This is a genomic window from Sphingomonas sp. RS2018 (genome assembly GCF_054489605.1).
The window spans coordinates 56,616-79,510 of the sequence record NZ_JBTMWL010000001.1; the positions used below are offsets into that span (position 1 = coordinate 56,616).

The 22,895-nt window shown below is 67.4% G+C and carries 23 protein-coding genes and 2 tRNA genes; 15 read left to right on the plus strand and 10 right to left on the minus strand.

All coding sequences use genetic code 11. From position 1 onward, the window contains the following. Positions 1–32 precede the first annotated feature (32 nt). The 3 genes from ppdK to ACX40P_RS00295 all read right to left on the minus strand — a co-directional run bounded on the left by ppdK (position 33) and on the right by ACX40P_RS00295 (position 6,185). Positions 33–2,681: a pyruvate, phosphate dikinase gene (gene ppdK, locus ACX40P_RS00285; protein WP_459124308.1), complete on the minus strand. Its 2,649-nt coding sequence runs from the start codon at positions 2,679–2,681 to the stop codon at positions 33–35. Positions 2,682–2,860: 179 nt separating this feature from the next. Then, positions 2,861–5,050, minus strand: a complete 2,190-nt coding sequence (gene glyS / locus ACX40P_RS00290) for a glycine--tRNA ligase subunit beta (protein WP_459124309.1) — start codon at positions 5,048–5,050, stop codon at positions 2,861–2,863. A 295-nt stretch (positions 5,051–5,345) separates the two neighbouring features. Next, positions 5,346–6,185 carry a glycine--tRNA ligase subunit alpha gene (locus ACX40P_RS00295; protein ID WP_459125189.1) on the minus strand — a complete coding sequence of 280 codons (840 nt, stop codon included), beginning with the start codon at positions 6,183–6,185 and terminating at the stop codon, positions 5,346–5,348. Positions 6,186–6,409: 224 nt separating this feature from the next. Here ACX40P_RS00295 and ACX40P_RS00300 point away from each other — a divergent pair, with 224 nt between their 5' ends. The 7 genes from ACX40P_RS00300 (at position 6,410) to ACX40P_RS00330 (ending at position 10,651) form a co-directional block, all read left to right on the plus strand. Beyond that, entirely contained in the window at positions 6,410–6,613 is a 204-nt protein-coding gene (locus ACX40P_RS00300) for a helix-turn-helix transcriptional regulator (RefSeq protein WP_459124310.1), read from the plus strand. Beyond that, positions 6,591–7,034, plus strand: a complete 444-nt coding sequence (locus ACX40P_RS00305; protein ID WP_459124311.1) for a hypothetical protein — start codon at positions 6,591–6,593, stop codon at positions 7,032–7,034. Before ACX40P_RS00300 ends, ACX40P_RS00305 begins: the two co-directional genes overlap by 23 nt. Before the next feature lie 36 nt (positions 7,035–7,070). Continuing rightward, the gene (locus tag ACX40P_RS00310) at positions 7,071–7,976 is read left to right on the plus strand and encodes a TraB/GumN family protein (RefSeq protein ID WP_459124312.1); all 906 of its coding nucleotides are present in this window, start codon (positions 7,071–7,073) and stop codon (positions 7,974–7,976) included. A gap of 246 nt (positions 7,977–8,222) precedes the next feature. Further along, positions 8,223–8,942 carry a 50S ribosomal protein L25/general stress protein Ctc gene (locus tag ACX40P_RS00315; protein ID WP_459124313.1) on the plus strand — a complete coding sequence of 240 codons (720 nt, stop codon included), beginning with the start codon at positions 8,223–8,225 and terminating at the stop codon, positions 8,940–8,942. A 133-nt stretch (positions 8,943–9,075) separates the two neighbouring features. After that, complete coding sequence (pth, locus tag ACX40P_RS00320; RefSeq protein WP_459124314.1) at positions 9,076–9,642, plus strand: aminoacyl-tRNA hydrolase; 567 nt, start codon at positions 9,076–9,078, stop codon at positions 9,640–9,642. 140 nt (positions 9,643–9,782) lie between these two features. Next, positions 9,783–10,028: a DUF6894 family protein gene (locus tag ACX40P_RS00325; protein ID WP_459124315.1), complete on the plus strand. Its 246-nt coding sequence runs from the start codon at positions 9,783–9,785 to the stop codon at positions 10,026–10,028. A 44-nt stretch (positions 10,029–10,072) separates the two neighbouring features. Then, positions 10,073–10,651 (plus strand): TIGR02466 family protein, encoded by a 579-nt coding sequence (locus ACX40P_RS00330; protein WP_459124316.1) that lies wholly within the window; start codon positions 10,073–10,075, stop codon positions 10,649–10,651. A 269-nt stretch (positions 10,652–10,920) separates the two neighbouring features. On the opposite strand, the gene ACX40P_RS00335 is transcribed toward ACX40P_RS00330, so the two are convergent. Beyond that, a tRNA-Pro gene (locus ACX40P_RS00335) sits at positions 10,921–10,997 on the minus strand. A 178-nt stretch (positions 10,998–11,175) separates the two neighbouring features. Between ACX40P_RS00335 and yajC the strand changes: the two genes are divergently transcribed. The 4 genes from yajC to ACX40P_RS00355 are packed head-to-tail and all read left to right on the plus strand — an operon-like array spanning position 11,176 to position 14,491. After that, the gene (yajC, locus tag ACX40P_RS00340; RefSeq protein ID WP_459124317.1) at positions 11,176–11,514 is read left to right on the plus strand and encodes a preprotein translocase subunit YajC; all 339 of its coding nucleotides are present in this window, start codon (positions 11,176–11,178) and stop codon (positions 11,512–11,514) included. Continuing rightward, positions 11,514–13,118 (plus strand): protein translocase subunit SecD, encoded by a 1,605-nt coding sequence (gene secD, locus ACX40P_RS00345; RefSeq protein ID WP_459124318.1) that lies wholly within the window; start codon positions 11,514–11,516, stop codon positions 13,116–13,118. Before yajC ends, secD begins: the two co-directional genes overlap by 1 nt. Positions 13,119–13,131: 13 nt before the next feature. Then, entirely contained in the window at positions 13,132–14,106 is a 975-nt protein-coding gene (secF, locus tag ACX40P_RS00350) for a protein translocase subunit SecF (protein WP_459124319.1), read from the plus strand. 4 nt (positions 14,107–14,110) lie between these two features. Then, on the plus strand, positions 14,111–14,491 hold the full coding sequence (locus ACX40P_RS00355) for an Mth938-like domain-containing protein (protein WP_459124320.1): 381 nt from the start codon (positions 14,111–14,113) through the stop codon (positions 14,489–14,491). A 140-nt stretch (positions 14,492–14,631) separates the two neighbouring features. On the opposite strand, the gene ACX40P_RS00360 is transcribed toward ACX40P_RS00355, so the two are convergent. The 4 genes from ACX40P_RS00360 to ACX40P_RS00375 all read right to left on the minus strand — a co-directional run bounded on the left by ACX40P_RS00360 (position 14,632) and on the right by ACX40P_RS00375 (position 17,362). Further along, on the minus strand, positions 14,632–14,961 hold the full coding sequence (locus ACX40P_RS00360) for a glycine zipper 2TM domain-containing protein (protein ID WP_459124321.1): 330 nt from the start codon (positions 14,959–14,961) through the stop codon (positions 14,632–14,634). 113 nt (positions 14,962–15,074) lie between these two features. Beyond that, positions 15,075–16,502 (minus strand): metalloprotease TldD, encoded by a 1,428-nt coding sequence (gene tldD, locus ACX40P_RS00365; protein WP_459124322.1) that lies wholly within the window; start codon positions 16,500–16,502, stop codon positions 15,075–15,077. A gap of 150 nt (positions 16,503–16,652) precedes the next feature. Continuing rightward, positions 16,653–17,135, minus strand: coding sequence for a DUF3224 domain-containing protein (locus ACX40P_RS00370; RefSeq protein ID WP_459124323.1), 483 nt, complete (start codon positions 17,133–17,135; stop codon positions 16,653–16,655). Then, the gene (locus ACX40P_RS00375) at positions 17,132–17,362 is read right to left on the minus strand and encodes a zinc-finger domain-containing protein (RefSeq protein ID WP_459124324.1); all 231 of its coding nucleotides are present in this window, start codon (positions 17,360–17,362) and stop codon (positions 17,132–17,134) included. The genes ACX40P_RS00370 and ACX40P_RS00375 overlap by 4 nt, the downstream gene beginning before the upstream one ends. A gap of 94 nt (positions 17,363–17,456) precedes the next feature. Here ACX40P_RS00375 and ACX40P_RS00380 point away from each other — a divergent pair, with 94 nt between their 5' ends. Together ACX40P_RS00380 and ACX40P_RS00385 are read left to right on the plus strand one after the other, a co-directional pair. Then, the gene (locus ACX40P_RS00380) at positions 17,457–17,990 is read left to right on the plus strand and encodes a 2'-5' RNA ligase family protein (RefSeq protein ID WP_459124325.1); all 534 of its coding nucleotides are present in this window, start codon (positions 17,457–17,459) and stop codon (positions 17,988–17,990) included. Next, positions 17,987–18,919, plus strand: a complete 933-nt coding sequence (locus ACX40P_RS00385) for an ABC transporter ATP-binding protein (RefSeq protein ID WP_459124326.1) — start codon at positions 17,987–17,989, stop codon at positions 18,917–18,919. Before ACX40P_RS00380 ends, ACX40P_RS00385 begins: the two co-directional genes overlap by 4 nt. A gap of 12 nt (positions 18,920–18,931) precedes the next feature. Here ACX40P_RS00385 and ACX40P_RS00390 read toward each other — a convergent pair whose 3' ends face one another. Next, on the minus strand, positions 18,932–20,005 hold the full coding sequence (locus ACX40P_RS00390) for a DUF5694 domain-containing protein (protein ID WP_459124327.1): 1,074 nt from the start codon (positions 20,003–20,005) through the stop codon (positions 18,932–18,934). 169 nt (positions 20,006–20,174) lie between these two features. Between ACX40P_RS00390 and nadB the strand changes: the two genes are divergently transcribed. Together nadB and ACX40P_RS00400 are read left to right on the plus strand one after the other, a co-directional pair. Then, positions 20,175–21,788 (plus strand): L-aspartate oxidase, encoded by a 1,614-nt coding sequence (gene nadB, locus ACX40P_RS00395; protein WP_459124328.1) that lies wholly within the window; start codon positions 20,175–20,177, stop codon positions 21,786–21,788. A 79-nt stretch (positions 21,789–21,867) separates the two neighbouring features. Continuing rightward, positions 21,868–22,614 (plus strand): IclR family transcriptional regulator, encoded by a 747-nt coding sequence (locus ACX40P_RS00400; RefSeq protein ID WP_459124329.1) that lies wholly within the window; start codon positions 21,868–21,870, stop codon positions 22,612–22,614. A 78-nt stretch (positions 22,615–22,692) separates the two neighbouring features. On the opposite strand, the gene ACX40P_RS00405 is transcribed toward ACX40P_RS00400, so the two are convergent. Further along, a tRNA-Gly gene (locus tag ACX40P_RS00405) sits at positions 22,693–22,767 on the minus strand. Between the last annotated feature and the right edge of the window lie 128 nt (positions 22,768–22,895).

The following is a 22,895-nucleotide window of genomic DNA, read 5'->3' on the forward strand; positions in this document are numbered from 1 at the left end:
ACCGCGCGCTGGCGCAGGTGCCGGGCCGACGATCATCCGCGCGCCTTCAACGCGGCCTGCGCGGCGGCCAGCCGTGCGATCGGCACGCGATAAGGCGAGGCGCTGACGTAATCGAGGCCCACGCTCTCGCAGAAGGCGATGCTGGCCGGGTCGCCGCCATGTTCGCCGCAGATGCCGAGCTTGATATCGGCGCGCGTCGCGCGGCCGCGGTCGGCGGCGATCTGCACCAGTTCGCCGACGCCCTCCACGTCCAGGCTGACGAACGGGTCCTTGGCGTAGATGCCCTTGTCGACATAGTCGGTCAGGAAGCGCGCGGCATCGTCGCGGCTGACGCCCAGCGTCGTCTGCGTCAGGTCGTTGGTGCCGAACGAGAAGAATTCGCCGACCTCCGCGATGTCCCCGGCGCGCAGTGCCGCGCGGGGCAGTTCGATCATCGTGCCGACGAGGTAATCGACGCGCTTGCCGGTTTCGGCGAAGACGGCTTCGGCGGCCTTGTCGACCACCGCCTTCATCAGCTCCAGCTCACGGCGCGTGGCGACCAGCGGGATCATGATTTCGGGGACCGGAGCGACCTCCAGGCTGACGGCCGCCTCGAAGATGGCGCGCGCCTGCATCTCGTAGATCTCGGGGTAGGTGACGCCGAGGCGGCACCCGCGATGTCCCAGCATCGGGTTGAATTCGTGCAGCTCGGCGGCGCGGCGCTTCAGCGTCTCGACATCGCCGCCGGTCGCCTTCGCCACCTCGGCGAATTCGGCGTCGGCGTGCGGCAGGAATTCGTGCAGTGGCGGATCGAGCAGCCGGATCGTGCAGGGCAGGCCCGCCATCTCTTCGAAGATCGCGACGAAATCGGCGCGCTGTTCAGGGAGCAGCTTGTCGAGCGCGGTGCGGCGCCCGGCCTCGTCCGACGCCAGGATCATCTGGCGGACGGCGGTGATGCGGCTCGATTCGAAGAACATGTGCTCGGTGCGGCACAGCCCGATGCCCTCCGCGCCGAATTCGCGCGCGGTGCGGCAGTCGAGCGGGGTTTCGGCGTTGGCGCGCACCTTCATGCGGCGGATGCCGTCGGCCCAGACCATCAGCGTGCCGAAATCGCCGACCAGTTCGGGCTGGATCGTCGGCACCGCGCCAAACATCACCTCGCCGGTCGAGCCGTCGATGGTGATGATCTCGCCCGCCCGCACCTGACGATCGCCGATGCGGAAGGCGTCGCCCGTGATCGACAGCGTACCGGCACCCGAGACGCAGGGGCGCCCCATGCCGCGCGCGACGACGGCGGCGTGGCTGGTCATGCCGCCGCGCGCGGTCAGGATGCCCTTCGCCGCGTGCATGCCGTGGATATCCTCGGGGCTGGTTTCGACGCGGACGAGGATCACGTCCTGCCCGTCCTTCGCCGCGGCCTCCGCCGCATCGGCGGTGAAGACGACCTTTCCGCTCGCCGCGCCAGGGCTGGCGGGCAGCCCCTTCGTCAGCACGTCGCGCGGTGCCTTCGGGTCGAGCGTCGGGTGCAGCAGCTGGTCGAGCGCGGACGGGTCGATGCGCGCGATTGCCTCCTCGCGGGTGATGAGCCCCTCTTCCGCCATGTCGACCGCGATTCTCAGCGCCGCCTTCGCGGTGCGCTTGCCCGAGCGGGTCTGGAGCATCCAGAGCTTGCCCTGCTGCACCGTGAATTCGATGTCCTGCATGTCGCGATAGTGCCGCTCGAGCAGATCGAAGACGTTCGCCAGTTCGCCGTACACCGCCGGCATCGCCTCTTCCATCGAGGCGGGCTTGGCGCCGGCGGCCTCGCGCGCGGCCTTCGTCAGATATTGCGGGGTGCGGATGCCGGCGACGACGTCTTCGCCCTGCGCGTTGATGAGGAATTCGCCGTAATAGGCGTTGTCGCCCTTCGCCGGATCGCGCGTGAACGCCACACCCGTCGCCGACGTGTCGCCCATGTTGCCGAACACCATCGCCTGCACGTTGACGGCGGTGCCCCATTCGGACGGAATGTCGTTCAGCCGGCGATAGACCTTCGCACGGTCCGACTGCCACGATCCGAACACCGCGCCGATCGCGCCCCACAGCTGATCGTGCACGTCCTGCGGGAACGGCTTGCCCCACAGTTCCTCGACCAGCGCCTTGTATTCGGCGACCAGCACGCGCCAGTCGTCGGCCGACATGTCGGTATCGAGGTGATAGCCGCGATCCTCCTTGGCGATCTCCAGCGCTTCCTCGAACCGGGCGTGGTCGAGTTCGAGCACGACGTCCGAATACATCTGGATGAAACGGCGATAGCTGTCCCACGCGAAGCGGTCGTCGCCCGACACGCGCGCCAGCCCCTCGACCGTTTCGTCGTTCAGGCCGAGGTTGAGGACGGTGTCCATCATCCCCGGCATCGAGGCGCGGGCGCCGGAGCGGACCGAGACGAGCATCGGATCGGCGGCGTCGCCGAAGCGCTTGCCCGTGATCCCCTCGATATGGGTGATGCCGTTCGCGACTTCGGCGCGCAGGCTGTCGGGAAAGTGGCCACCCTCATCGTAATAGAGCGCGCAGACCGGCGTCGAGATGGTGAAGCCCGGCGGGACCGGCAGGCCGATCGACGCCATCTCGTCTAGGTTCGCGCCCTTGCCGCCCAGCAGATTGCGGTCGCCGCGCCCCCCGTCCGAGACCCCGCCGCCAAAGCGGTAGACATATTGCGTCATCGTTTCCGTTCCCCGAAGCTCAACACATCGGTTGAGTATTTATCGTTCGATCTGCCGGGCCGAAAACGGCGGAAATCCGCGGTTTCCGGTCCGGCGTCCGTCACCTTGATACACGCGAATGTTGAGAGATTTTCGAAGTTCGAGCGACGGTGCCGCTCGCCCGAAATCCCGGTTACGCATCATCCCTCGATCTTCGAGAAATCGGCCACAGCATGCACCGCGTCGCGCATCCGCGCGAGCAACGCGAGCCGCGCTTCGCGCTTGGCGGCATCGGCGTCGTTGACGGTGACGTCGTCGAAGAACACGTCGATCGGTTGCCGGAGCGTCGCCAAGGCCGCCATCGCCCCTTCGAACGCCTCCGCCGCGATCGCCTCATGCGCGCGCGGCTCGGCGGCATCGAGCGCGGCGATGAGCGCAGCTTCGGCCGGTTCGAGCGTGTAGGACAGGGGTTTCGCCTCCCCCGCGGTGAAGCCTTCCTTCTTCAGGATATTCGCGGCGCGCTTGTAGCCGGCGAGCAGGTTGGCACCGTCCGGCGTGGCGACGAACGCCTGTAGCGCATGGACGCGGGCGAGCAGGCGGACGATGTCGCGCTCACCACCAATATCGTCATCACCGCCCATCGATACTACTGCATCGACAATATCGTGTCTCACACCAGCATCTCGCTGCTGCACTTTCAAACGATCAATGACGAATTCAAAGAAATAATCTCCGGCGACAACAGCGCCGATATCATGCGTCCGACCGAAAACTCTCACAACTTGAACAAACAGATCGTCGACCTTGAAACGCAATCCGTTGTTTATCGTAATCGCGATTAATCCAAGAGCGGCACGGCGCAAAGCAAACGGATCTTTTGAACCCGTTGGTCTTTCCTCAATAAGGAAAAAGCTAGCCAGCGTATCCAGCTTGTCCGCCAGACTGACCGCCACCGTCACCGGATCGGTCGGCACGTCGTCGCCCTGCCCGACCGGCTTGTAGTGATCGCGGATCGCGGCGGCGACGCGGTGGTCTTCGCCCTGCGCGGCGGCGTAATAGCCGCCCATCACGCCTTGCAGCTCAGGGAATTCGCCGACCATGCCGGTGACGAGGTCGGCCTTCGCGAGGCGCGCGGCGCGTTCGGCAAGGGCGGGAAGCCCTCTCCCCTCTGGGGAGAGGGTTGGGAGAGGGGCAGTGTCAGAAGCTCCGCTCTCCGTGAGACACAGCTCCTCTCCCAAACCCTCTCCCCGGGGGGGAGAGGGCTTTTCGGTCACGATGCCCTCCTCCACCAGCCACCGCGCCAGCTTCGCGACGCGGTCGACCTTGTCGGCGACGGTGCCGAGCTTTTCGTGGAAGACGATCTTCTCGAGCTTCGGCGTCAGGTCTTCGAGCCGGGTCTTCAGGTCGGTTTCGTAGAAGAAGCGCGCGTCGGACAGCCGTGCGGCGAGGACCTTGCGGTTGCCCTCGACGATCTTCTCGCCGCCGTCGGCCGCGTCGATGTTGGCGACGCAGACGAAGGCGTTGGCCAGCTTCCCATCAGCGCCGTTGCAGACGAAATACTTCTGGTTCACCCGCGCGGTCAGCTGGATGACCTCGGGCGGCACGCTCAGGAAGTCGGGATCGAAGCGGCCGAGCAGCGGCACCGGCCATTCGGTGAGGCCGGCGTTCTCGGCGAGCAGCCCCTCGTCGCGGATGAGGGTGAGGCCCGCCTTGCCGGTCAGCATCGTCGCGCCCATCGCGATGATGCCGGCGCGCTCGTCCTGATCGACGATGACGTGGCAGGCGCGCAGTTTTTCGACGTAATCGCTCGCCGATCCGATCGTGATGACGCCCGGATGGTGGAAGCGGTGGCCGACGGTGGCGGCGCCGCTGGTCACGCCGGCGACCTCGCACGGCACGACCTCATCGCCGAACAGCGCGACGATGCCCTGCAACGGGCGGACCCAGCGCGGGCTCTCGGTCGAGAGCGAGGCCGCGCCCCAGCGCATCGACTTCGGCCACGGAAAGGCGCGGACGATGGCGGGGATAGCCTCGGCCAGCACGTCGATCGTGGCGCGGCCGGGCTTCTCGACGACCGCGTAATAGACGCCGTCGCGCTCCGTCAGCTGCTCCTGGGTGAGCCCGGTCTTGCGGAGGAAACCCTCCAGCGCCTGCGCGGGGGCGGCGGTCTTCGGACCCTTCGTTTCCTCACGCACCGCTTCGGTCGCCTGCGGCAGGCCGCGCGCGATCAGGACGAGGCGGCGCGGGGTGGCGTAGGTGGTGGTGTCGGTGGCGGCGAGGCCGGCTTTGCCGAGTTCGGCGGCGAAGAGCTTCGCGAGATCCTCGCGCGCCTTCGCTTGCATGCGGGCGGGGATTTCCTCGCTGCGGAGTTCGAGGAGGAAGTCGGTCATCGGGTGGCGGCCTGAATTGGTTCACGCGGAGACGCGGAGACGCGGAGAAGGAAGAAGAAATCTGGTTCAGAGAGGGCGCGAAGGCGCGAAGAAGAAGAGTGATTGGTTCGCGCGGAGGCGCGGAGGCCCGGAGATGGTGCGTCCGCTGCGCCAGCAGCTTTCATTCTGTCGCGTCGAAATCGCGGCACGCTTGAGGTGGATAAGAGCGCTGCCGCGCGCGACACAGTCTCCGCGTCTCCGCGCCTCCGCGCGAACCCACTCTTCTTCGCGCCTTCGCGCCTTCGCGTGAACCAGCTCACGCCGCCCACCCGTTCTTCTCCATCCACGCCGCGCAACTGCCCTTCGCGAGATCGCGCACGCGGCCCATGTACGCCTGCCGCTCGGCGACCGAGATGACGCCGCGGGCCTGGAGCAGGTTGAAGACGTGGCTCGCCTCGATCGCCTGTTCATACGCCGGGATCGGCAGGCCGGCGGCGAGCGAGTTCTCGCACTCCGCGGCGGCCTTGCGGAACTGGTCGAAGAGGGTGTCGGTGTCGGCGACCTCGAAATTCCACGCCGACATCTGCTTCTCGTTTTCGAGGAACACGTCGCCATAGGTCACGCCGGTATCGTTGAAGGCGAGGTCGTAGACGTTGTCGACGTCCTGGATATACATCGCCAGACGCTCCAGCCCGTAGGTCAGCTCGCCCGCGACGGGCTTGCAGTCGAAGCCGCCCATCTGCTGGAAATAGGTGAACTGCGTCACCTCCATGCCGTCGCACCAGACTTCCCAGCCGAGACCCCAGGCGCCCAAGGTCGGCGATTCCCAGTCGTCCTCGACGAAGCGGATGTCGTGGACCGCGGTGTCGACGCCGATCGCGGCGAGGCTGCCGAGGTACAGCTCCTGCAGGTCGGGCGGGCTGGGCTTCAGGATGACCTGATACTGGTAGTAATGCTGCAGCCGGTTCGGATTCTCGCCGTAGCGGCCGTCGGTGGGGCGGCGGCAGGGCTGCACGAAGGCGGCGTTCCACGGATCGGGCCCGAGCGCGCGCAGCGTCGTCGCCGGGTGGAACGTCCCCGCCCCCATCCGCATGTCATAGGGTTGCAGGATCACGCAGCCGCGCGCGGCCCAGTAAGCGTGCAGCGTCAGGATCATCCGCTGGAAGGACAGCGGTCCGCTCTGGGTCTGTGCATCGGTCACGCGTGGCGTCTGCCGGATGGTCGCGGTGGAATCAAGGAAAGCGACGCATGACAGGGAGACGCGATATTTTGTCAGGGGTTGTTGACATGCGCGATCAGCCGCTGCATTTAGTCATGGTCACCTGACATTCGGTCAGGGGATAGTGACAAGGGACAACGAGCATGACAGGGGGGATCGACATGAAGAATCGCCTCAAGGTGCTGCGCGCGGAACGCGACTGGAGCCAGGCCGAGCTGGCCGTCCGGCTCGACGTGTCGCGCCAGGCCGTGAATGCGGTGGAGACGGGGAAATACGATCCGTCACTGCCGCTCGCCTTTCGCATCAGCCGCCTGTTCGCCATGCCGATCGAGGAGATTTTCGATGACGGCGAACGCCATGACTGACCGCAATATCAAGAGCCCGTCGGTGAAGGCCAACCACCGCCTGCTCGCGCTGTCGGGCGCATTGGGCGGGTTGATCGGCCTCGCGCTGGCGCTGTCGGTGCTGGGGCGCCCGGACAAGGGAATGGCCGGCGACGCAATGCTGACCGGACCGCTGCCGGTGTGGCTGGCGGTGGGAATCGCGCTGCTATGGGGCATCGCGCTGCCGATCATTTCGTGGCGCTGGGAGCAAGTGGTCGACGAGCATGAGCGCCAGGCGTTTCGCGACGGTGCGGTCGCCGGCTTCTACGTGCTCAGCGTCGGCGGGCCGGTCTGGTGGATCCTCGGTCGCGCCGCGCTGGTGCCGCCGGTCGATGCGCTGGGACTTTACGCCGCGGTGCTGGCCGTCACCGGAGTCGTCTGGCTCTGGCGCAAATATCGCTGACATTTAATTCACTTCTCGAATGCAGGACGTACGCCCATGACCAATCTGATGAAGACCGCCGCCTCCGCCCTCGCCCTGATGCTGGCCCTCCCCGCCTGCGGCCAGCAGGCCGCGCCCGCCGCCCCCGCTGTGCAGGACGCCGATCCCGCGCTGTGGGTGGTGAAGGATGCCGACACCACCATCTATCTGTTCGGCACCGTCCATGTGCTGAAGCCCGGCCTGACCTGGTTCGACGAGGCGGTGAAGACCGCGTTCGACAAGTCCGACACGCTGGTGCTCGAGCTGGTCGAGCCCGACGCGGCGACGATGCAGCAGATCGTGATGTCGAAGGCGATGCTGCCCGAAGGCCAGACGCTGACCGCGAACCTGCCTGAGGCCGCGCGCGCCAAGTACGCGAAGGCGATGACCGACATCGGCGTGCCGCCGACCGCATTCGACCGGTACAAGCCGTGGTTCGCGGGGATCAACCTGGCGATCATCCCGTTAGTCAAAGCAGGCTACGACCCCAACAGCGGCGCGGAAAAGACGCTGACCGCCGCCGCCAAGGCATCGAACAAGACGATCGATTCGTTCGAGACGGCAGAGCAACAAATCGGCTTCTTCGACACGCTGACCCCGGCGGCGCAGACCGCGTTCCTGACCGGCACCGTCGATGAGATGCCCAAGATCGGCCAGACGATGGAGACGATGGTCGCCGACTGGGCGAAGGGCGATCCCGACAAGCTCGCCGCGCTGCTGAACGAGAGCATGAAGGATTCGCCCGAGGTGGCGAAGACCTTGCTGTACGATCGCAACGCCCGCTGGGCCGACTGGATCGCCAAGCGCATGGCCAAGCCGGGTACCGTGTTCGTCGCGGTAGGCGCGGGCCATCTGGCCGGCAACAAGAGCGTGATCGCCGACCTCAAGGCGAAGAAGTTGGTCGCGAAGCGCGTGAAATATTGAGCGCTGCTGCTCCCCTCCCTTGAACAAGGGAGGGGTCGGGGGTGGGTTGGCCCGTGGCGGGCGTTTGCCTCTCTTCAGGCCCACCCACCCCAACCCCTCCCTTCACGAGGGAGGGGCTTCACTATGGGCGGGCCGCAGTTTGCGTTTTCCTCGCGGTCCCGCTAAGGGCGCGCGCTTGTCGCGGCAGGGTCATCCCTGGAGGCCTGCCGGGCAATATACGAAACACAAGCAAGATCGGAACTGACGATGAGCGAACAGCTTAACCTGTCGGCCGAGACGCGCGACCGGGCTGGCAAGGGAGCCTCCCGGGCACTGCGTCGCGATGGCCGCGTCCCCGCCGTGATCTATGGCAACAAGCAGGAACCCATCAGCATCAGCGTGAACGAGCGTGAGCTCGCCCGCCTGCTGGGCACCGGCCACTTCATGAACTCGGTCGTGATGGTCGACGTGGGCGGCAAGGCCGCACGCACCCTGCCCAAGGACGTCGCGTTCCATCCCGTCACCGATCGTCCGCTGCACGTCGACTTCCTGCGCATCGGCGAGCATTCGACCGTCACCGTCGCGGTGCCGATCGTGTTCACCGACGAAGAGGAATCGCCCGGCATCAAGAAGGGTGGCGTGCTGAACGTCGTCCGTCACGAGCTGGAGCTGGTCTGCGACGCGGCCGAGATTCCGGGTGAGATCCAGATCTCGCTGAAGGGCCTCGAAGTCGGCGACACCATCCACATCTCGAACGTCGCGCTGCCCAAGGGTGCCGAGCCGTCGATCGACGACCGCGACTTCACCATCGCCACCGTCATCGCCCCGTCGGCGATGAAGGCGGACGTGCAGGAAGCGCTGGCCGAGGCCGACGCCCTGACCGCGGAAGCCGTTGCCGAGCAGCAGGCCGAGGCCGAAGGCGCCGAAGCGGAGCCGAACGACGACGACAACGACGACGACAAGATCACGACCCAGAAGGACGACTGATCTGTCGATCGCATAAAGCCCTCTCTCCCATGGGGAGAGGGTTGGGAGAGGGGCAGTGCCGCGGGCGTTTGGTCTCGGTGAGACACAGCCCCTCTCCCCGGCCCTCTCCCCGGTGGGGAGAGGGAGATATTGAATGCAATTGTGGGTAGGCTTGGGGAATCCCGGCCCCGAATATGCGCTGAACCGGCACAATGCCGGCTTCCAGGCGATCGACGCGATCGCTGCGGTCCATAGCTTTGCCGCGCCGAAGAAGGCGTTTCAGGGCTGGGTACAGGACGGGCGGATCGGCGCGCACAAGATCGTGCTGCTGAAGCCCGCGACCTATATGAACGACAGCGGGCGCAGCATCCGCGCCGCGCTGGATTTCTACAAGCTGACGCCCGCCGACGTCACCGTCTTCCACGACGAGCTGGATTTCCTGCCGCTCAAGATGAAGGTGAAGACGGGCGGCGGCACCGCGGGACAGAACGGGCTGAAGTCGACCGTCGCGCATATCGGCCCCGACTTCCGCCGCGTCCGCATCGGCATCGGCCATCCCGGTCACAAGGATCGGGTGACCGGCCATGTCTTGTCGAACTGGCACAAGAGCGAGATCGATGCGCTGGGCGACCTGCTCGGCGCGATCGCGGCGGAAGCGCCGGCGCTGGCGGAGGGCAACGACGCCGGTTTCATGAATGCGGTGGCGCTGCGGTTGGAATGACCCGGGGCGCGTCAGAGCTAATCCAAGTTAAGTAAGTCGCGGGAACGGTGGCATTGGTTACCCGTTGAATTGGCTCACCGCGTCCGCCCCCGCGCCCGCGTCGATGAGATTTCAGGTCGATGAGGCCGGAAACGAGTGCAATGCCGCGATATCACTTCAACGTTCATGCGGCCGGTTCGCACATTTCCGATGGCGAAGGCGTCGTGTTGCGATGCGATTCGGTTGCCATTGAGCGCGCGCAACAGATCGTGCGCGACATCATCTCAACAGACGTTCGCGACGAGGGCGTCGTCAACCTGGCGCAGACCATCGAGATCCTCAGCAGCGACGGCAGCGTGGTGGGATCGATCGGCTTTGCCGAGATCATCCGCATCGCGCGCGACTGAGCGTGTGATTTACCTGCGCAGCGTTCACCACTAACCCGTTGGCGATGCCTACCCGCACGCTGTTCCCCACCCATTTCTACGACGGCCGCCTGGACGATCCCGCACTGATCGCCGAGTTGCAGGACGCCTGCCGCGACCTGGCGGCGGAGGACCGCGCCGGGCGGCGCTGGTCGCGCGACCACGGCTATCGCGGCTATACCAGCTATGCCTCGCTCGACGACCTGCCGCGGCGCGACCCGCGCTTCGGCGACCTCGTCCGCAAGCTCGACCGCCATGTCGCCGCGTTCGCGAAGGACTGCGGCTTCGATCTCGCCAAGCGGCTGCGGCTGGACAGCCTGTGGGTCAACGTCCTGAAGCCGGGCGGCACGCATTCGGGCCATATCCACCCGCACAGCGTCGTCTCCGGCACCGTCTATATCGACGTGCCGCCGGGATCGGGCGCGCTGAAGCTGGAAGACCCCCGCCTGCCGATGCTGATGGCCGCGCCGGCGCGACCCGACACCTTCGTCTATGCCGAGCCGGTGGAAGGGTCTGTGTTCCTGTGGGAAAGCTGGCTGCGCCACGAGGTGATGCCGAACGCCGCGAAGAGCGAGCGGGTGTCGGTGAGTTTTAACTACCGATAACCGCCGTTCGTGCTGAGCGAAGTCGAAGCACCGTTCTTGGTGCCGCATACGCGACGGTCGGGGAGCAAAATTGAGTGCTTCGTTTTCGCTTGGCACGAACGGTGGAGGCGCGGTGCGTTGCGAAACAGCGGTATGGTGGACACGTCTGAACGGTGAAAGGAACGCATCAGCGAAGCGGCGAAGCCGCTCCGTCGGCCGGGCCTTTGCCCGCCGGCCGTTCTCGATGCGTGGGTCGGCAGCTTCGCTGCCTCTTTCCCGCATCTTCGAATTGGTCGGGGCGACAGGATTCGAACCTGCGACCCCCACACCCCCAGTGTGATGCGCTACCAGGCTGCGCTACGCCCCGACCGGCGGAGCCCGCGGACGGGCTCCGAAGGCGCGGCATCTAGGCCGGGGGGACGCGCGATGCAAGGCGCTTCGTGTCGCCGCGCGGGTGCGCCATTGCGCGGGCGCGCGCTCCTTGCTAGCGGGACCACCCATGCGCCTTTCCTGAGGGCCGCGCCCCTCCAGCCGTTTCGAGAGCCATGTTCATTTCTCCAGCTTACGCCCAGGCCGGCGGCGCCGCCGCAGACAGCAGCGGCCTCGCCTCGATCGTGTCGATCGCGCCGCTCGTCATCATCTTCGTCGTCTTCTACTTCCTGATGATCCGCCCGCAGCAGCGCCGCATGAAGATGCTGCAGCAGTCGGTCGCCGCGGTGAAGAAGGGCGACAGCGTCGTCACCGCCGGCGGTCTCGTCGGCAAGGTGACGCGCGTCGAGGACGCCTTCGTCGAGGTCGAGATCGCGCCGACCGTGAAGGTGAAGGTGGTGAAGGCGACGCTGGCGGAAGTCACCGCGCTCGGTTCGAAGCCGGCGAACGACTGATGCTCGACTTTCCCCGCTGGAAGGTCTGGAGCATCTGCCTGGTTCTGGGCATCGCCGTGCTGCTCTCGATCCCGAGCTTCCTGCCCGAGAAGACCGTCGCCGCCTGGCCGAAATGGTTGCCGAGCAAGCACATCAACTTCGGCCTCGACCTCGCCGGCGGCAGCTATCTGCTGCTCGAGGCGGACGTGGACGACGTCGCCGCCGCGCGGCTGGACGCGATGCGCGAGCAGGTATCGACCGAGATGCGCCGCGGCACGCCGCGCGTCGACATCGGCGATATCTCGGTCCGTAACGGTCAGCTGACCTTCATGGTGCGCGACGCGACGCAGGTCGATGCCGCGCGCGAGCGGCTGCTGCCGATGACCACCGGCGCAGGGCTGACCGGCCAGCGCGACTGGGACATCTCGGTCGTCAATTCGACGCAGTTCGTGCTGCGCCCGACGGACGCCGGCCTGGAACAGGCGATCGCCACCGCGATGGTCGACGCGACCGAGGTCGTGCGCCGCCGCATCGACGAACTGGGCACGCGCGAACCCACTATCATCCGCCAGGGCAAGAACCGCATCGTCGTGCAGGTACCCGGCCTCAGCAACCCGCAGGCGCTGAAGGATCTGATCGGCAAGACCGCGAAGCTGGAATTCAAGCTGGTCGACGAAGCGGCGACTCAGACCGTCCAGACCGGCCAGCCCGCACCGATCGGGACGCAGGTGCTGCCCTATGCCGAAGGTGGACAGGCCGGCGGCGTGATCGCGGTCAAGCGATCGACCATCGTGTCGGGCGACCAGCTGATCGACGCGCGCCAGGCGTTCCATCCGGAAAACGGCAGCCCCATCGTCAACTTCACCTTCGACGGCCCCGGCGGTCGCCGCTTCGCGCGGGTGACGCAGGAACAGACCGGCAAGCGCTTCGCGATCATCGTCGACAACCAGGTGATCTCCGCGCCCCGCATCAACACGCCGATCCTGGGCGGTTCGGGCTATATCGAGGGCAGCTTCACCACCCAGTCGGCCAACGAACTCAGCATCGCGCTGCGTTCGGGCAAGCTGCCGGTGGACCTGCGGATCGTCGACGAATCGACCGTCGGCCCGGATCTCGGCGCCGATTCGGTGCGGTCCGGCATCATCGCGTCGATCGTCGCGGTCGCGGCGGTCATCGCCTTCATGCTGGTCACCTACGGCCGGTTCGGCGTCTATGCGAACCTCGCCGTCGTCATCAACGTGCTGGTCATCGTCGCGATGATGGCGCTGCTGGGCGCCACGCTGACGCTGCCGGGCATCGCCGGCTTCGTGCTGACGATCGGCACCGCGGTCGACGCCAACGTGCTCATCAACGAACGCATCCGCGAGGAGCGGCGCCGCGGGCGCAACGTCGTGCAGGCGGTGGAGCTGGGCTACAAGGAGGCCAGCCGCACCATCTTCGAGGCGAACGTGACGCACGCGATCTCGGGCCTCATCATGCTGCTGCTCGGTTCGGGCCCGGTGAAGGGCTTCGCGGTCGTGCTGCTGATCGGCATCTGCACGTCCGTGTTCACCGCCGTCGTCTTCACCCGCATGCTGGTCGCGCTGTGGATTCGCAAGAATCGCCCGACCGACATCAATATTTGAGATCGACCGCATCATGCGCCTCCTGAAGATCGTACCCGACAACACCAACATCCGCTTCGTGCGGCTGCGCTTCTGGGCGTTCGGGCTGACCATCCTGCTGTCGCTCGCCGCCGTCGGGCTGGTCGCGGCGAAGGGGCTCAACTACGGCGTCGACTTCGCCGGCGGCCTGATGATCGAGGAGAAATTCCCGGTCGCGCCGCCGCTGGAGCGCGTACGATCGGTGGTCGACGCACTGGGCGTGGGCGACGCGACGCTGCAGCCGATCGGCGACGGCAAAACGCTGTCGATCCGGCTGCCGGCGCAGGACGGCGCGGACGAGGGCGCCACCAACGCCGCGGTCCGCAAGGTCGAGAACGCGCTGAAGGCGGAATTCCCCGGCGCGACCTTTAGCCGCTATGCCACCGTGTCGGGCAAGGTGTCGGACGAGCTGGTGCGCAACGGCATCCTGGCGGTCGTGCTGGCGATGATCGGCATCTCGCTGTTCGCGATCTTCCGGTTCGAATGGCAGTTCGGCGTGTCGACCTTCGTCGCGATCTTCCACGATCTGCTGATGACGCTTGGTTTCTTCGCGCTGACGCAGTTCGATTTCGACCTGAACATCGTCGCCGCGGTCCTCACCATCATCGGCTATTCGATCAACGACAAGATCGTGATCGACGACCGTATCCGCGAGAACATGCGCAAATACCGCAACATGAACATGAAGGATCTGGTCGACCTGTCGGTGAACGAGACGCTGCCGCGTACGGTCATGACCTCGGTCACCATCCTGCTGGCGCTGTTCGCGCTGCTGTTCCTGGGCGGGCACGTGCTGCGCGGCTTCACTGCGGCGATGATCCTGGGCATCGTCGTCGGCACCTATTCGTCGATCTACGTGTCGTCGTCGCTGCTCATCACGCTGGGCCTGCGCGCGCTGCCGCCGGGTGGCGAGGACGGCGGCCGGGACGGCAAGGGCGGACCGTCGCGCGCGGAGCGGGTTTCGGCCTGATCCGATGCGGATGGATCGCAACGCCGCTGCCAACGGGCCGGTCATCGCCGGCTTCTCGGGCGGCGGCTTTCGCGTCGACGACAACGTCTACCACGGCCTGCTGATCTCGCCCGAGCGTGCCGATGGCTGGCGCCCGCCCGTGCTGCACGCGCTGACCGACGCCGACATGGCGCAGCTGCTGCCGCTCGAGCCGCCGGCGGAGTTCCTGCTGCTCGGCACCGGCGCGACGCTGCAGCATCCGCCGCGCGCCTTCGTCGATGCGCTGGAGGCGCGCGGGCTGGGCGTCGAGGTGATGGACAGCCGCGCCGCCGCCCGCGCCTGGGGCGTGCTGCGCGGCGAGGGCCGGCGCATCGTCGCGGCGCTGTATCCGCTGGATGCGGGGTAAGGCGACGTATCGTACTCGCCGGAGCACGAGTTCTGCCTAAGCGGGATGGCGGGCCGCTCCCTCCCACAAAAAAAGGCACGCGAGCCTTTCGACCCGCGCGCCTCTCCGTAGTGACCTGCCGCCGCAGCGGCCCGCTGTCGTTAGCGGCAGGTCTTGCGCGAACCGCTACGCTCGATCTCGCGACCGGCGAGCGCACCCGCGCCTGCGCCGAGCAACGTCCCGAGCGTACGGTCGCCGCGGGAATCGATCGTGCGACCGACCAGCGCACCGGCAACACCGCCGACGACCAGACCGGTCGTACCGTTCGGCTTGCGGCAATAGTAGCGGCCGTCACGACCCTTCCACTCGCGATAGCGCGCGCGCTTCTGCGCATCCGCCTGCGAATACTGGTTCTCGACGGCGACCGGCACCGTCATCGCGGTGGGTACGCCGACGGCAAGGGCGGTGGCGGCGAGGATAAGTTTACGCATGATACAACTCCTTCAAACCTTGATATCGGGAGTCGTAACGCGCCCATATCGAACGCGGTTGCATGAACCGAAAACAACGATCGGTTCAGGTCGGGACGGATATTTCCGTAGCGTCAGACGGCGGTGCCACCGACCGTCAGTCCGGACACCAGCAAAGTCGGCTGGCCGACGCCCGCCGGCACGCTCTGCCCGCCCTTGCCGCACATGCCGATGCCCTCGTCCAGCGCGAAGTCGTTGCCGATCCCGGTCACCTTGGTGAGCACGCTCGGGCCGTCGCCGATCAGCGTCGCGCCCTTGATCGGCGCGCCGATGCGGCCGTCCTTCACGCGGTACGCCTCGGTGCAGGAGAAGACGAACTTGCCCGACACGATGTCGACCTGTCCGCCGCCGAACGACTTGGCGAAGATGCCGTCCTTCACGCGGCTCAGCAGCTCTGCCGGATCGTCGTCGCCGCCGCGCATGAAGGTATTGGTCATCCGCGGCATCGGCGCGTGCGCGAAGCTCTCCCGCCGCCCGTTGCCGGTCGGCGCGACGCCCATCAGCCGGGCGTTGAGCCGATCGTGGATGTAACCCTTCAGGATCCCGTCCTCGATCAGGATATTCTCCTGCGTCGGCGTGCCCTCATCATCGATGCTGAGCGAGCCGCGGCGGTCGTGGATCGACCCGTCGTCGACCACCGTGACGCCCGACGCCGCGACGCGCTCGCCGATGCGACCCGAGAAGGCCGAGGTGCGCTTGCGGTTGAAATCGCCCTCCAGCCCGTGCCCGATCGCCTCGTGCAGGATGATGCCGGGCCAGCCGGCGCCGAGCAGCACCTGGAACTCGCCCGCCGGCGCATCGACCGATTCGAGGTTCACCAATGCCTGCGCCAGCGCCTCGTCGATCGCGCGGTTCCACGTCGCGGGTTCGAGCAGCCGGTCATAGGTGGTGCGCCCGCCGGTGCCATAGGTACCGGTCTCCCGCCGGCCGTTCGCCTCCACCACGATCGACACGTTCAGCCGGACGAGCGGGCGCACGTCGGTGGCGACGAAGCCGTCCGCGCGGACGATCTCGACCACGCTCCACGATCCCATCAGCGCGACCGACACCTGCGCTACGCGCGGATCGCGCGCACGGGCGGCGGCGTCGATGGTCTGACACAGGTTCACCTTGTCGGCGAAGGGGATCAGGTCGAGCGGATCGGCATCGGTGTAGAGGTGGCGGTTGGTGGCGCGTGGCGGCGCCGCCTTCGGCCCCGTCGCCGGATCGATCAGCGCCATCGTTTCCGACGCGCGCTTGATCGCATCGGCGCTCAGTTCATTGGCATGGGCGAAGGCGGTCGTCTCCCCCGACACCGCGCGCAGGCCGAAGCCGGCGTGGGTATCGTAGCTTGCCGTCTTCAGCCGTCCGTCGTCGAATCCGAACGCCTCCGACTTGCGATACTGGAGATACAGCTCGCCATCGTCGGCACGGGCGAGCGCCGAGGCGGTCAGCGCCAGCGCGGCGTCGGGGTCGAACCCGTCGCGATAGAGGAAGGAGCGGGGATCGGCGGTGATGGTCATGGGAAGGTAGATAGGGTGGGAACGGGCCGCGGGCAAAGCGGGAAGTGTCGGCGTCTCGCCGTCGGTAAACCGATTTGCTCCCGCGCAGGCTTACGGACGGCAGCGCTTGTGGCTCTGGACTCCCGCCTGCGCAGGAGCGCCAGTGAAAACTCAGCGCGGCGCGCCGTCCCCGGCCGGCAGCGTGTAGGCGAGGTCGTAGCGGTGCACCCCGCCCTCCACCGCGATCGCCAAAGTCCCCGCGATCCCGCGCAGCGCACCGGTGCCGCTGTCGGGCACGATCATTACCGACAGCTCCGCCCCGCCCGAGGGCGTCATAGTGCCACGGTGAAGAAGCAGGAAGCCGCCGCGCCGTCCGTCGAGCGTCCCGTCGAACTGGTCGACCGCGACATAGGCGGCGACCTTGCCCGGACCCGGCGTGCCGGCCGACAGCATCGTGCCGGTCGCGGTGCCGGCCAGCGGGCCGCTGAACGTCTTGGCGATCCCCATCCGCGCGGTCGGCAACCCGCCCGCGGGTGCCTCGCCTTGCGCCTCGGGCGTCATTTTCACCTCGAAGGTGCCGGTTGCGTGATGCGTCATGGCCGCTCCTGCCTGTAGAAACGCCGCGACCGCGAGGATCGACGGCAGGCCGATCACCGGCTGGCGCCCTCGGAAATGTCGGGCAGGCTCGCCTGATCGACTCCGTCCGCCGGGCCGCCGACCAGCACGAAGCGGCGGTCGCAATAGCCGCAGTCGACGTAGCCGTGCTCATCGATCTCCAGCCACACGCGCGGATGGCCGAGCGATGCAGGGAGGCCGTCGTGCGCACCGTCGCAGGCGACGCGGGCGTGGGTGACGCGGGTGACTTCGGGGGGCGGCAACATGCCATCCGGATAGCAATAGCGTGGCGACGGTTCAATCGGTCAGGACATGCATGTTCGTTCTTGTTTTGATCTGGATCGACGATACGCTGGCGCCATGCGTTATGCGAGTCGCCCCCTCTACCTGCTGGCCAAGCCGCACGAAGCCGCCGCTGAGGTCATGCGGCGGCTACCATGGATGGACCCGCGGCGCCCGGCAGAGCTGCTGCACGTGACGATGCTGTCGCTGGGCGATGCGGCCGACCTGCCGGTCTGGGCGCTGGACGATCTGCGGCGGCGACTCGCTGCGATCAGGAGTTCGCCGTTCCGCCTGATCTTCGATCGCGTCGTCGCCAACCGCCGTCACGCGACCCTGCTGCCGAGCGAGCCGCTGCCGCACGCAAGCGCCGCCCGTCAGGCGCTCATCGCGGCGCTGGATGCGCGCGCCGCCTTCCGGCGCGATCCGCCGTTCCGGCCGCACGTCACGCTCGCTTATCGCTGCGATGTCGTCGTCGACGCGGCGATCGATCCGATCGCGTGGCTGGTGGACGAGATCGTGCTGGTCGAAAGCATCGTCGGCGAAGCGCGGCATGTCGAACTCGGCCGCTTCCCGTTGCTGCGGGAGGCGCAGGTGCCTATGCGGGCGGCATGACCGACGCCGCCATCTCGATCCGCGACCTGTGCAAGACCTACGCGCCCGCCGGATCGGCGGCGCCCAAGCGCGCGCTGGACGGGGTGAGCTTCGACGTGCCGCGCGGCCAGATCTTCGGGCTGCTGGGGCCAAACGGGGCAGGCAAGTCGACGCTCATCAACATCCTCGCCGGCCTCGTCAACAAGACCAGCGGTTCGGCATCGATCTGGGGCTTCGACATTGATGCGCTTCCGCGCAACGCGAAGGCGTCGATCGGGATCGTCAATCAGGAGATCCTTTTCGATCCGTTCTTCACGCCGATCGAGACGCTGGAGATCCAGGCCGGGCTGTACGGCGTGCCGAAGGCGAAGCGCCGGTCGATGGACCTGCTGCGCGCCGTGCATCTGGAGGACAAGGCGAACGCCTATGCCCGCACGCTGTCGGGGGGCATGAAGCGGCGGCTGATGGTGGCGAAGGCGCTGGTCCACACGCCGCCGGTACTGGTGCTCGACGAGCCGACCGCAGGCGTCGACATCCAGCTGCGGCAACAGCTGTGGGCCTATGTGCGCGAGCTCAATGCCGGCGGCGTCACCGTCGTGCTGACGACGCATTATCTCGAGGAGGCGGAGCAGCTGTGCGACCGCATCGCCATCATCGATCATGGCCAGGTGGTGGCGAACGAACCGACCCGCGACCTCGTCGGCCGCGCGCAGGAGAAGGTGGTGGAGGTGACCGTCGACCGCGACATCGCGACGCCGCCCGCCGCCCGTTGTTTCGAGAAGGTCGAGACGAAGGGCCGCGTGCTGTCGATCACCTACCGCAAGGACGTCGCCAACGCGGGCGAAGTGCTCGCCGCAGTACAGGCCGACGGCTACGGCATCGTCGACGTCTCGACGAAGGAACCGGACCTGGAGGACGTGTTCCTCAGCCTGACGCGGTCGGTGGGCTGACGCGGCGACGCGTCAGCGCAGCACCGCCTGCGCATCGGTCAGGCGCACGTCGTGCATCTGGTCGAGATACGCCTCCAGATACGGTTTGTGCGACGCGCCGACGATGACGAGCATGCGCGTGCCGGGGTGTGCGCCCAGTGCATTGCGGATGTTGGCAGCCATGCGCAGGTTGCGCGTTTCCCAATAGCCGACGTAGCGCCGGCCATAGGCGCCGGGCGACGGCTCCTGCAGCGCGGCGCCGAAGTCGCTGTCGTAGATTTGCCGGGCGAGGCCGCGCGCGTTGTAGGCGCGGTAGAGAGCGAGCACGCCCGCCGGCGAGGTCATGGCCGCCGTCAGCCGCTGGTCCGATGCGCGGCGCCGGGTCGACGCGGGATTGGTCCAGGCGGCCTGCATCGCCTTGCCCGCCGCCTCCGGATCGGCCTCGACCGCATCGGCGCTGTGGTCGTCCATTGCCACCAGCCGCTCTAACCCCAGCCGGGCGGCGAGCGGCGCGGCGATGGCGTAGGTCTCGTTGCGCATCCTGGCCAGCCGCTCCAGCCACGCGACCAGTTTCGCGTCCAGCCCGTCGCCCATGCGCCGTTCGCTCACGGGCAACCGCAGCCACTGGACGAGCGCCGACCCCTCCTCGCCCGCGGCCAGGAACACGGCCGCCAGCCGCCGGCGCTGCGCCGGATCGGGCGTCGGTCCCAGCGCCGCCAGCAGCCGATCGGCCTCCTCGGTCGCCTGCGGCACGTCGAGGCCCGTCGCGGCGCGCGCGGGCGATACGTCCGGGCAGTAGCTCTCGACCGTGTCCTTGTAGCGCGCCGGATAGCGCCGCAGTTGATCGCACTGCGCGCCCGACAGATCCTCCACCGCGATCGCGCCGGGCTTCCACGCCGCCAGCCGGTCGAGCAGCAGCGACAGATCGGCGAGGCGAAAGGTCTTGGGCAGATTGGCGAGATGCGTCGAGCCGAGCACGAGCACCGCGTTCGCGACGCCCTTGCGCGGGCCCTTCAGCGTCTGCGGCGCGAAATCGGGGCGATACTGTTGAGCGACCGCCCCGGTCGCCAGCATCGCCAGCACGCCCGCCATCATCGCTCGCTTCATCGCCATTCCTGTCCTGACCCCGTCGCACTGTCTTAGGCGCGCAACACGGTCCGTCAAGCGCGCGGCGGGGCGGCGTGTCGCCAGCTTGTACCTGCCGATGCCGGGCAAAGGTCGACACGGCCGAGAAACCGGCTGTCCCCCGCCCGCTTATCTGTGCAACAGCTTGGCGATGACGACCGCGCCGACATCCCCCGCGACCGATCCGCGCAGCACCGATGTTCTGATCGTCGGATCGGGCGCCGCCGGCCTCACTGCCGCGCTGAACCTTGCCGAGACGCGACGCGTGACCGTGCTGGCGAAGGGTGGCTTCGACGAGGGATCGACTGCCTGGGCGCAGGGCGGCATCGCCGCGGTGCTGGAACCCGGCGACACGTTCGACAATCATGTCGACGACACGATGGTCGCAGGCGCCGGGCTGAACGACCGTGCGATCGTCGAGATGGTGGTCGAGCGCGCGCCCGCGGCGATCGCGCGGTTACAGGCGCTCGGCGTGCCCTTCGAGACCGAGGGCGACGCCTTGCACCTGACGCGCGAGGGCGGGCATTCGCACCGGCGCATCGTCCATGTCGCCGACGCGACCGGCTGGGCCGTGCAGGAGGCGCTGCTGAAGGCGACGCAGGCGCATTCCAACATCACCATGGTGCCCGACATGGTCGCGATCGACCTGGCGACCAGCCGGCACGAGGAACGCTATTCGGGCGCGGGCAACGTCTGGGGCGTCTACGCCTTCAACAAGGGCACCGGGCAGGTCGAGACCTATTGCGCGCGGGCCACGATCCTGGCGACGGGCGGCGCCGGGCGGACGTACCAGTTCTCCACCGCGCCGCGCGGCGCGACCGGCGACGGCATCGCGATGGCGTGGCGTGCGGGCGCGCGCGTGTCGAACATGGAGATGATGCAGTTCCACCCGACCTGCCTCTACAACCTAGAGGTCAAGAACTTCCTGATTACCGAGGCGGTGCGCGGCGAGGGCGGGCGGCTGGTCAACCCGGCGACGGGCAAGCGTTTCATGACCTATTACGATCCCGAGCGGATGGAACTGGCGCCGCGCGACGTCGTCGCTCGCGCGATCGATGCGGAGATCAAGCGCTACGGCCTCGATTTCGTCCACCTCGACATCAGCCACATGCCCGCCGATTTCGTGAAGGGGCATTTCCCGAACATCTACGAAAAGCTGATTGGCCTCGGCATCGACATGACGCGCCAGCCGATCCCGGTGGTACCGGCGCAGCATTACACCTGCGGCGGCATCGTCATCGATCGCGACGGGCGCACCGACCTGCCCGGCCTCTATGCCGCGGGCGAGTGCACCCAGTCGGGGCTGCACGGCGCCAACCGGCTGGCGTCGAATTCGCTGCTCGAATGCTTCGTGTTCGGGGAGGCGGCGGCCGAGGCGATCGACGCCGGCTGGGACACGCTGCGCTCGCCACCGACGATCCGTGCCTGGGACGACAGCCGCGTGACCGATTCGGACGAAGAGGTCGTCATCAAGCAGAACTGGACCGAGATCCGCCGCTTCATGTGGAATTACGTCGGCATCGTGCGCACCACCAAACGGCTGCAACGCGCGGCGCGGCGGATCGCGATGCTGAACGAAGAAGTCGCCGACCATTACGGTAACTTCCGCGTGACGCCCGACCTGATCGAACTGCGCAACTTGCTTCAGGCCGCCGAACTGATCGTGCGATCGGCGCTGCATCGCCACGAATCGCGCGGGCTGCACTATACGCTCGACTATCCGGAGACGGCGGAACTCCCGGTCGATACGGTGCTGGTGCCTTAGAGCAGGTCGTTCATCACATCGCTTCGTCGCCTCGAGGCACCGGACTGGCGCTGGCGGACGGCTGCGATATAGGGTCGGGATGACCGATACCCCGACCGTCAAATCGGCGATGCGAACGCTCGATATCATCGAATATGTCGTCGCCAGCCAGCGCCCGGTGGTGGCCGGCGAGATCGCGACCGCGCTGTCCATCCCGGTCAGCAGCCTGTCCTATCTGCTCGGCACGCTGGTCGAGCGGCGCTACCTCAGCCGCGACCGCCGCCAGTATGTCGCTGGCCCCGGCCTCGCGCGGTTGCAGGCGCAGGACCGCAGCTTCTCGCTGGCCGAGCGGGTGGCGCCGCTGGTGCGGTCGCTGCGCGTGGTGCTGGGGGAGACGGCGTCCTTCTTCGTGCGGCGCGCATGGCAGGTCGAGGCGCTGGCGACCGACACCAGCGAACATGCGCTGCGCTACGCCATCGATGTCGGCGCGGTGACGCCGATGCACGGTTTCGCCGCGGGCAAGGCGATCCTCGCAGCGCTGCCCGACGACACGATCGAGGCCTATCTGGCCGAGACCTATCGCCCGTCCTTCACCGACACGACGATCATCGACGCCGACGCGTTGCGGCGCGAGATCGCCGACATCCGTCGCAGCGGCACCGCCTATACGCGCGAGGAGCATACGCCCGGCATGCACGGCGTCGGGCGCGCCGTGGTCGTGGACGGCGATGTGCTGGGCGCCTTCAGCTACGCGGTGCCGACCGTGCGCTTCGACGGAATCATGGAAGCGCGCGCGGCCGACCTGCTGCGACGCACGGCGGCGCTGCTGGAGACCGACGAGGCGTAGCGACGCGCAAGCCGTCACCGCTTCGCGGCGCCGGAACTCATCGATCAATGCTGATGAGCCGCCGTCCACGACGGCGACTGGAGCGGGCGAAGGGATTCGAACCCTCGACCCCAACCTTGGCAAGGTTGTGCTCTACCCCTGAGCTACGCCCGCTCTTGGCGACCCGGCGGCGATGCGCCGGGTGGGTGGAGGCGGGCCATTAGCGCAGCGTTCCGCCCCCCGCAACCCCGATTTCGCGCTCGCGCAAAAACACTTGGCGCAGCCGCGGCGAACGCCCACAT

Excerpts from the sequence above, each read along its gene's own strand:
- ACX40P_RS00360 (WP_459124321.1), bottom strand. The coding sequence starts at position 14,961 with ATGCGTAAACTTATCCTCGCCGCCACCGCCCTTGCCGTCGGCGTACCC.
- ACX40P_RS00325 (WP_459124315.1), top strand. The coding sequence starts at position 9,783 with ATGCCGCGATATCACTTCAACGTTCATGCGGCCGGTTCGCACATTTCC.
- ACX40P_RS00380 (WP_459124325.1), top strand. The coding sequence starts at position 17,457 with ATGCGTTATGCGAGTCGCCCCCTCTACCTGCTGGCCAAGCCGCACGAA.
- ACX40P_RS00390 (WP_459124327.1), bottom strand. The coding sequence starts at position 20,005 with ATGAAGCGAGCGATGATGGCGGGCGTGCTGGCGATGCTGGCGACCGGG.
- ACX40P_RS00300 (WP_459124310.1), top strand. The coding sequence starts at position 6,410 with ATGAAGAATCGCCTCAAGGTGCTGCGCGCGGAACGCGACTGGAGCCAG.
- tldD (WP_459124322.1), bottom strand. The coding sequence starts at position 16,502 with ATGACCATCACCGCCGATCCCCGCTCCTTCCTCTATCGCGACGGGTTC.
- ACX40P_RS00305 (WP_459124311.1), top strand. The coding sequence starts at position 6,591 with ATGACGGCGAACGCCATGACTGACCGCAATATCAAGAGCCCGTCGGTG.
- secD (WP_459124318.1), top strand. The coding sequence starts at position 11,514 with ATGCTCGACTTTCCCCGCTGGAAGGTCTGGAGCATCTGCCTGGTTCTG.
- ACX40P_RS00400 (WP_459124329.1), top strand. The coding sequence starts at position 21,868 with ATGACCGATACCCCGACCGTCAAATCGGCGATGCGAACGCTCGATATC.
- ACX40P_RS00355 (WP_459124320.1), top strand. The coding sequence starts at position 14,111 with ATGCGGATGGATCGCAACGCCGCTGCCAACGGGCCGGTCATCGCCGGC.
- ACX40P_RS00310 (WP_459124312.1), top strand. The coding sequence starts at position 7,071 with ATGACCAATCTGATGAAGACCGCCGCCTCCGCCCTCGCCCTGATGCTG.
- nadB (WP_459124328.1), top strand. The coding sequence starts at position 20,175 with ATGACGACCGCGCCGACATCCCCCGCGACCGATCCGCGCAGCACCGAT.
- ACX40P_RS00295 (WP_459125189.1), bottom strand. The coding sequence starts at position 6,185 with ATGATCCTGACGCTGCACGCTTACTGGGCCGCGCGCGGCTGCGTGATC.
- ACX40P_RS00315 (WP_459124313.1), top strand. The coding sequence starts at position 8,223 with ATGAGCGAACAGCTTAACCTGTCGGCCGAGACGCGCGACCGGGCTGGC.
- ACX40P_RS00330 (WP_459124316.1), top strand. The coding sequence starts at position 10,073 with ATGCCTACCCGCACGCTGTTCCCCACCCATTTCTACGACGGCCGCCTG.
- ACX40P_RS00385 (WP_459124326.1), top strand. The coding sequence starts at position 17,987 with ATGACCGACGCCGCCATCTCGATCCGCGACCTGTGCAAGACCTACGCG.
- pth (WP_459124314.1), top strand. The coding sequence starts at position 9,076 with ATGCAATTGTGGGTAGGCTTGGGGAATCCCGGCCCCGAATATGCGCTG.
- glyS (WP_459124309.1), bottom strand. The coding sequence starts at position 5,050 with ATGACCGACTTCCTCCTCGAACTCCGCAGCGAGGAAATCCCCGCCCGC.
- ACX40P_RS00375 (WP_459124324.1), bottom strand. The coding sequence starts at position 17,362 with ATGTTGCCGCCCCCCGAAGTCACCCGCGTCACCCACGCCCGCGTCGCC.
- secF (WP_459124319.1), top strand. The coding sequence starts at position 13,132 with ATGCGCCTCCTGAAGATCGTACCCGACAACACCAACATCCGCTTCGTG.
- ppdK (WP_459124308.1), bottom strand. The coding sequence starts at position 2,681 with ATGACGCAATATGTCTACCGCTTTGGCGGCGGGGTCTCGGACGGGGGG.
- yajC (WP_459124317.1), top strand. The coding sequence starts at position 11,176 with ATGTTCATTTCTCCAGCTTACGCCCAGGCCGGCGGCGCCGCCGCAGAC.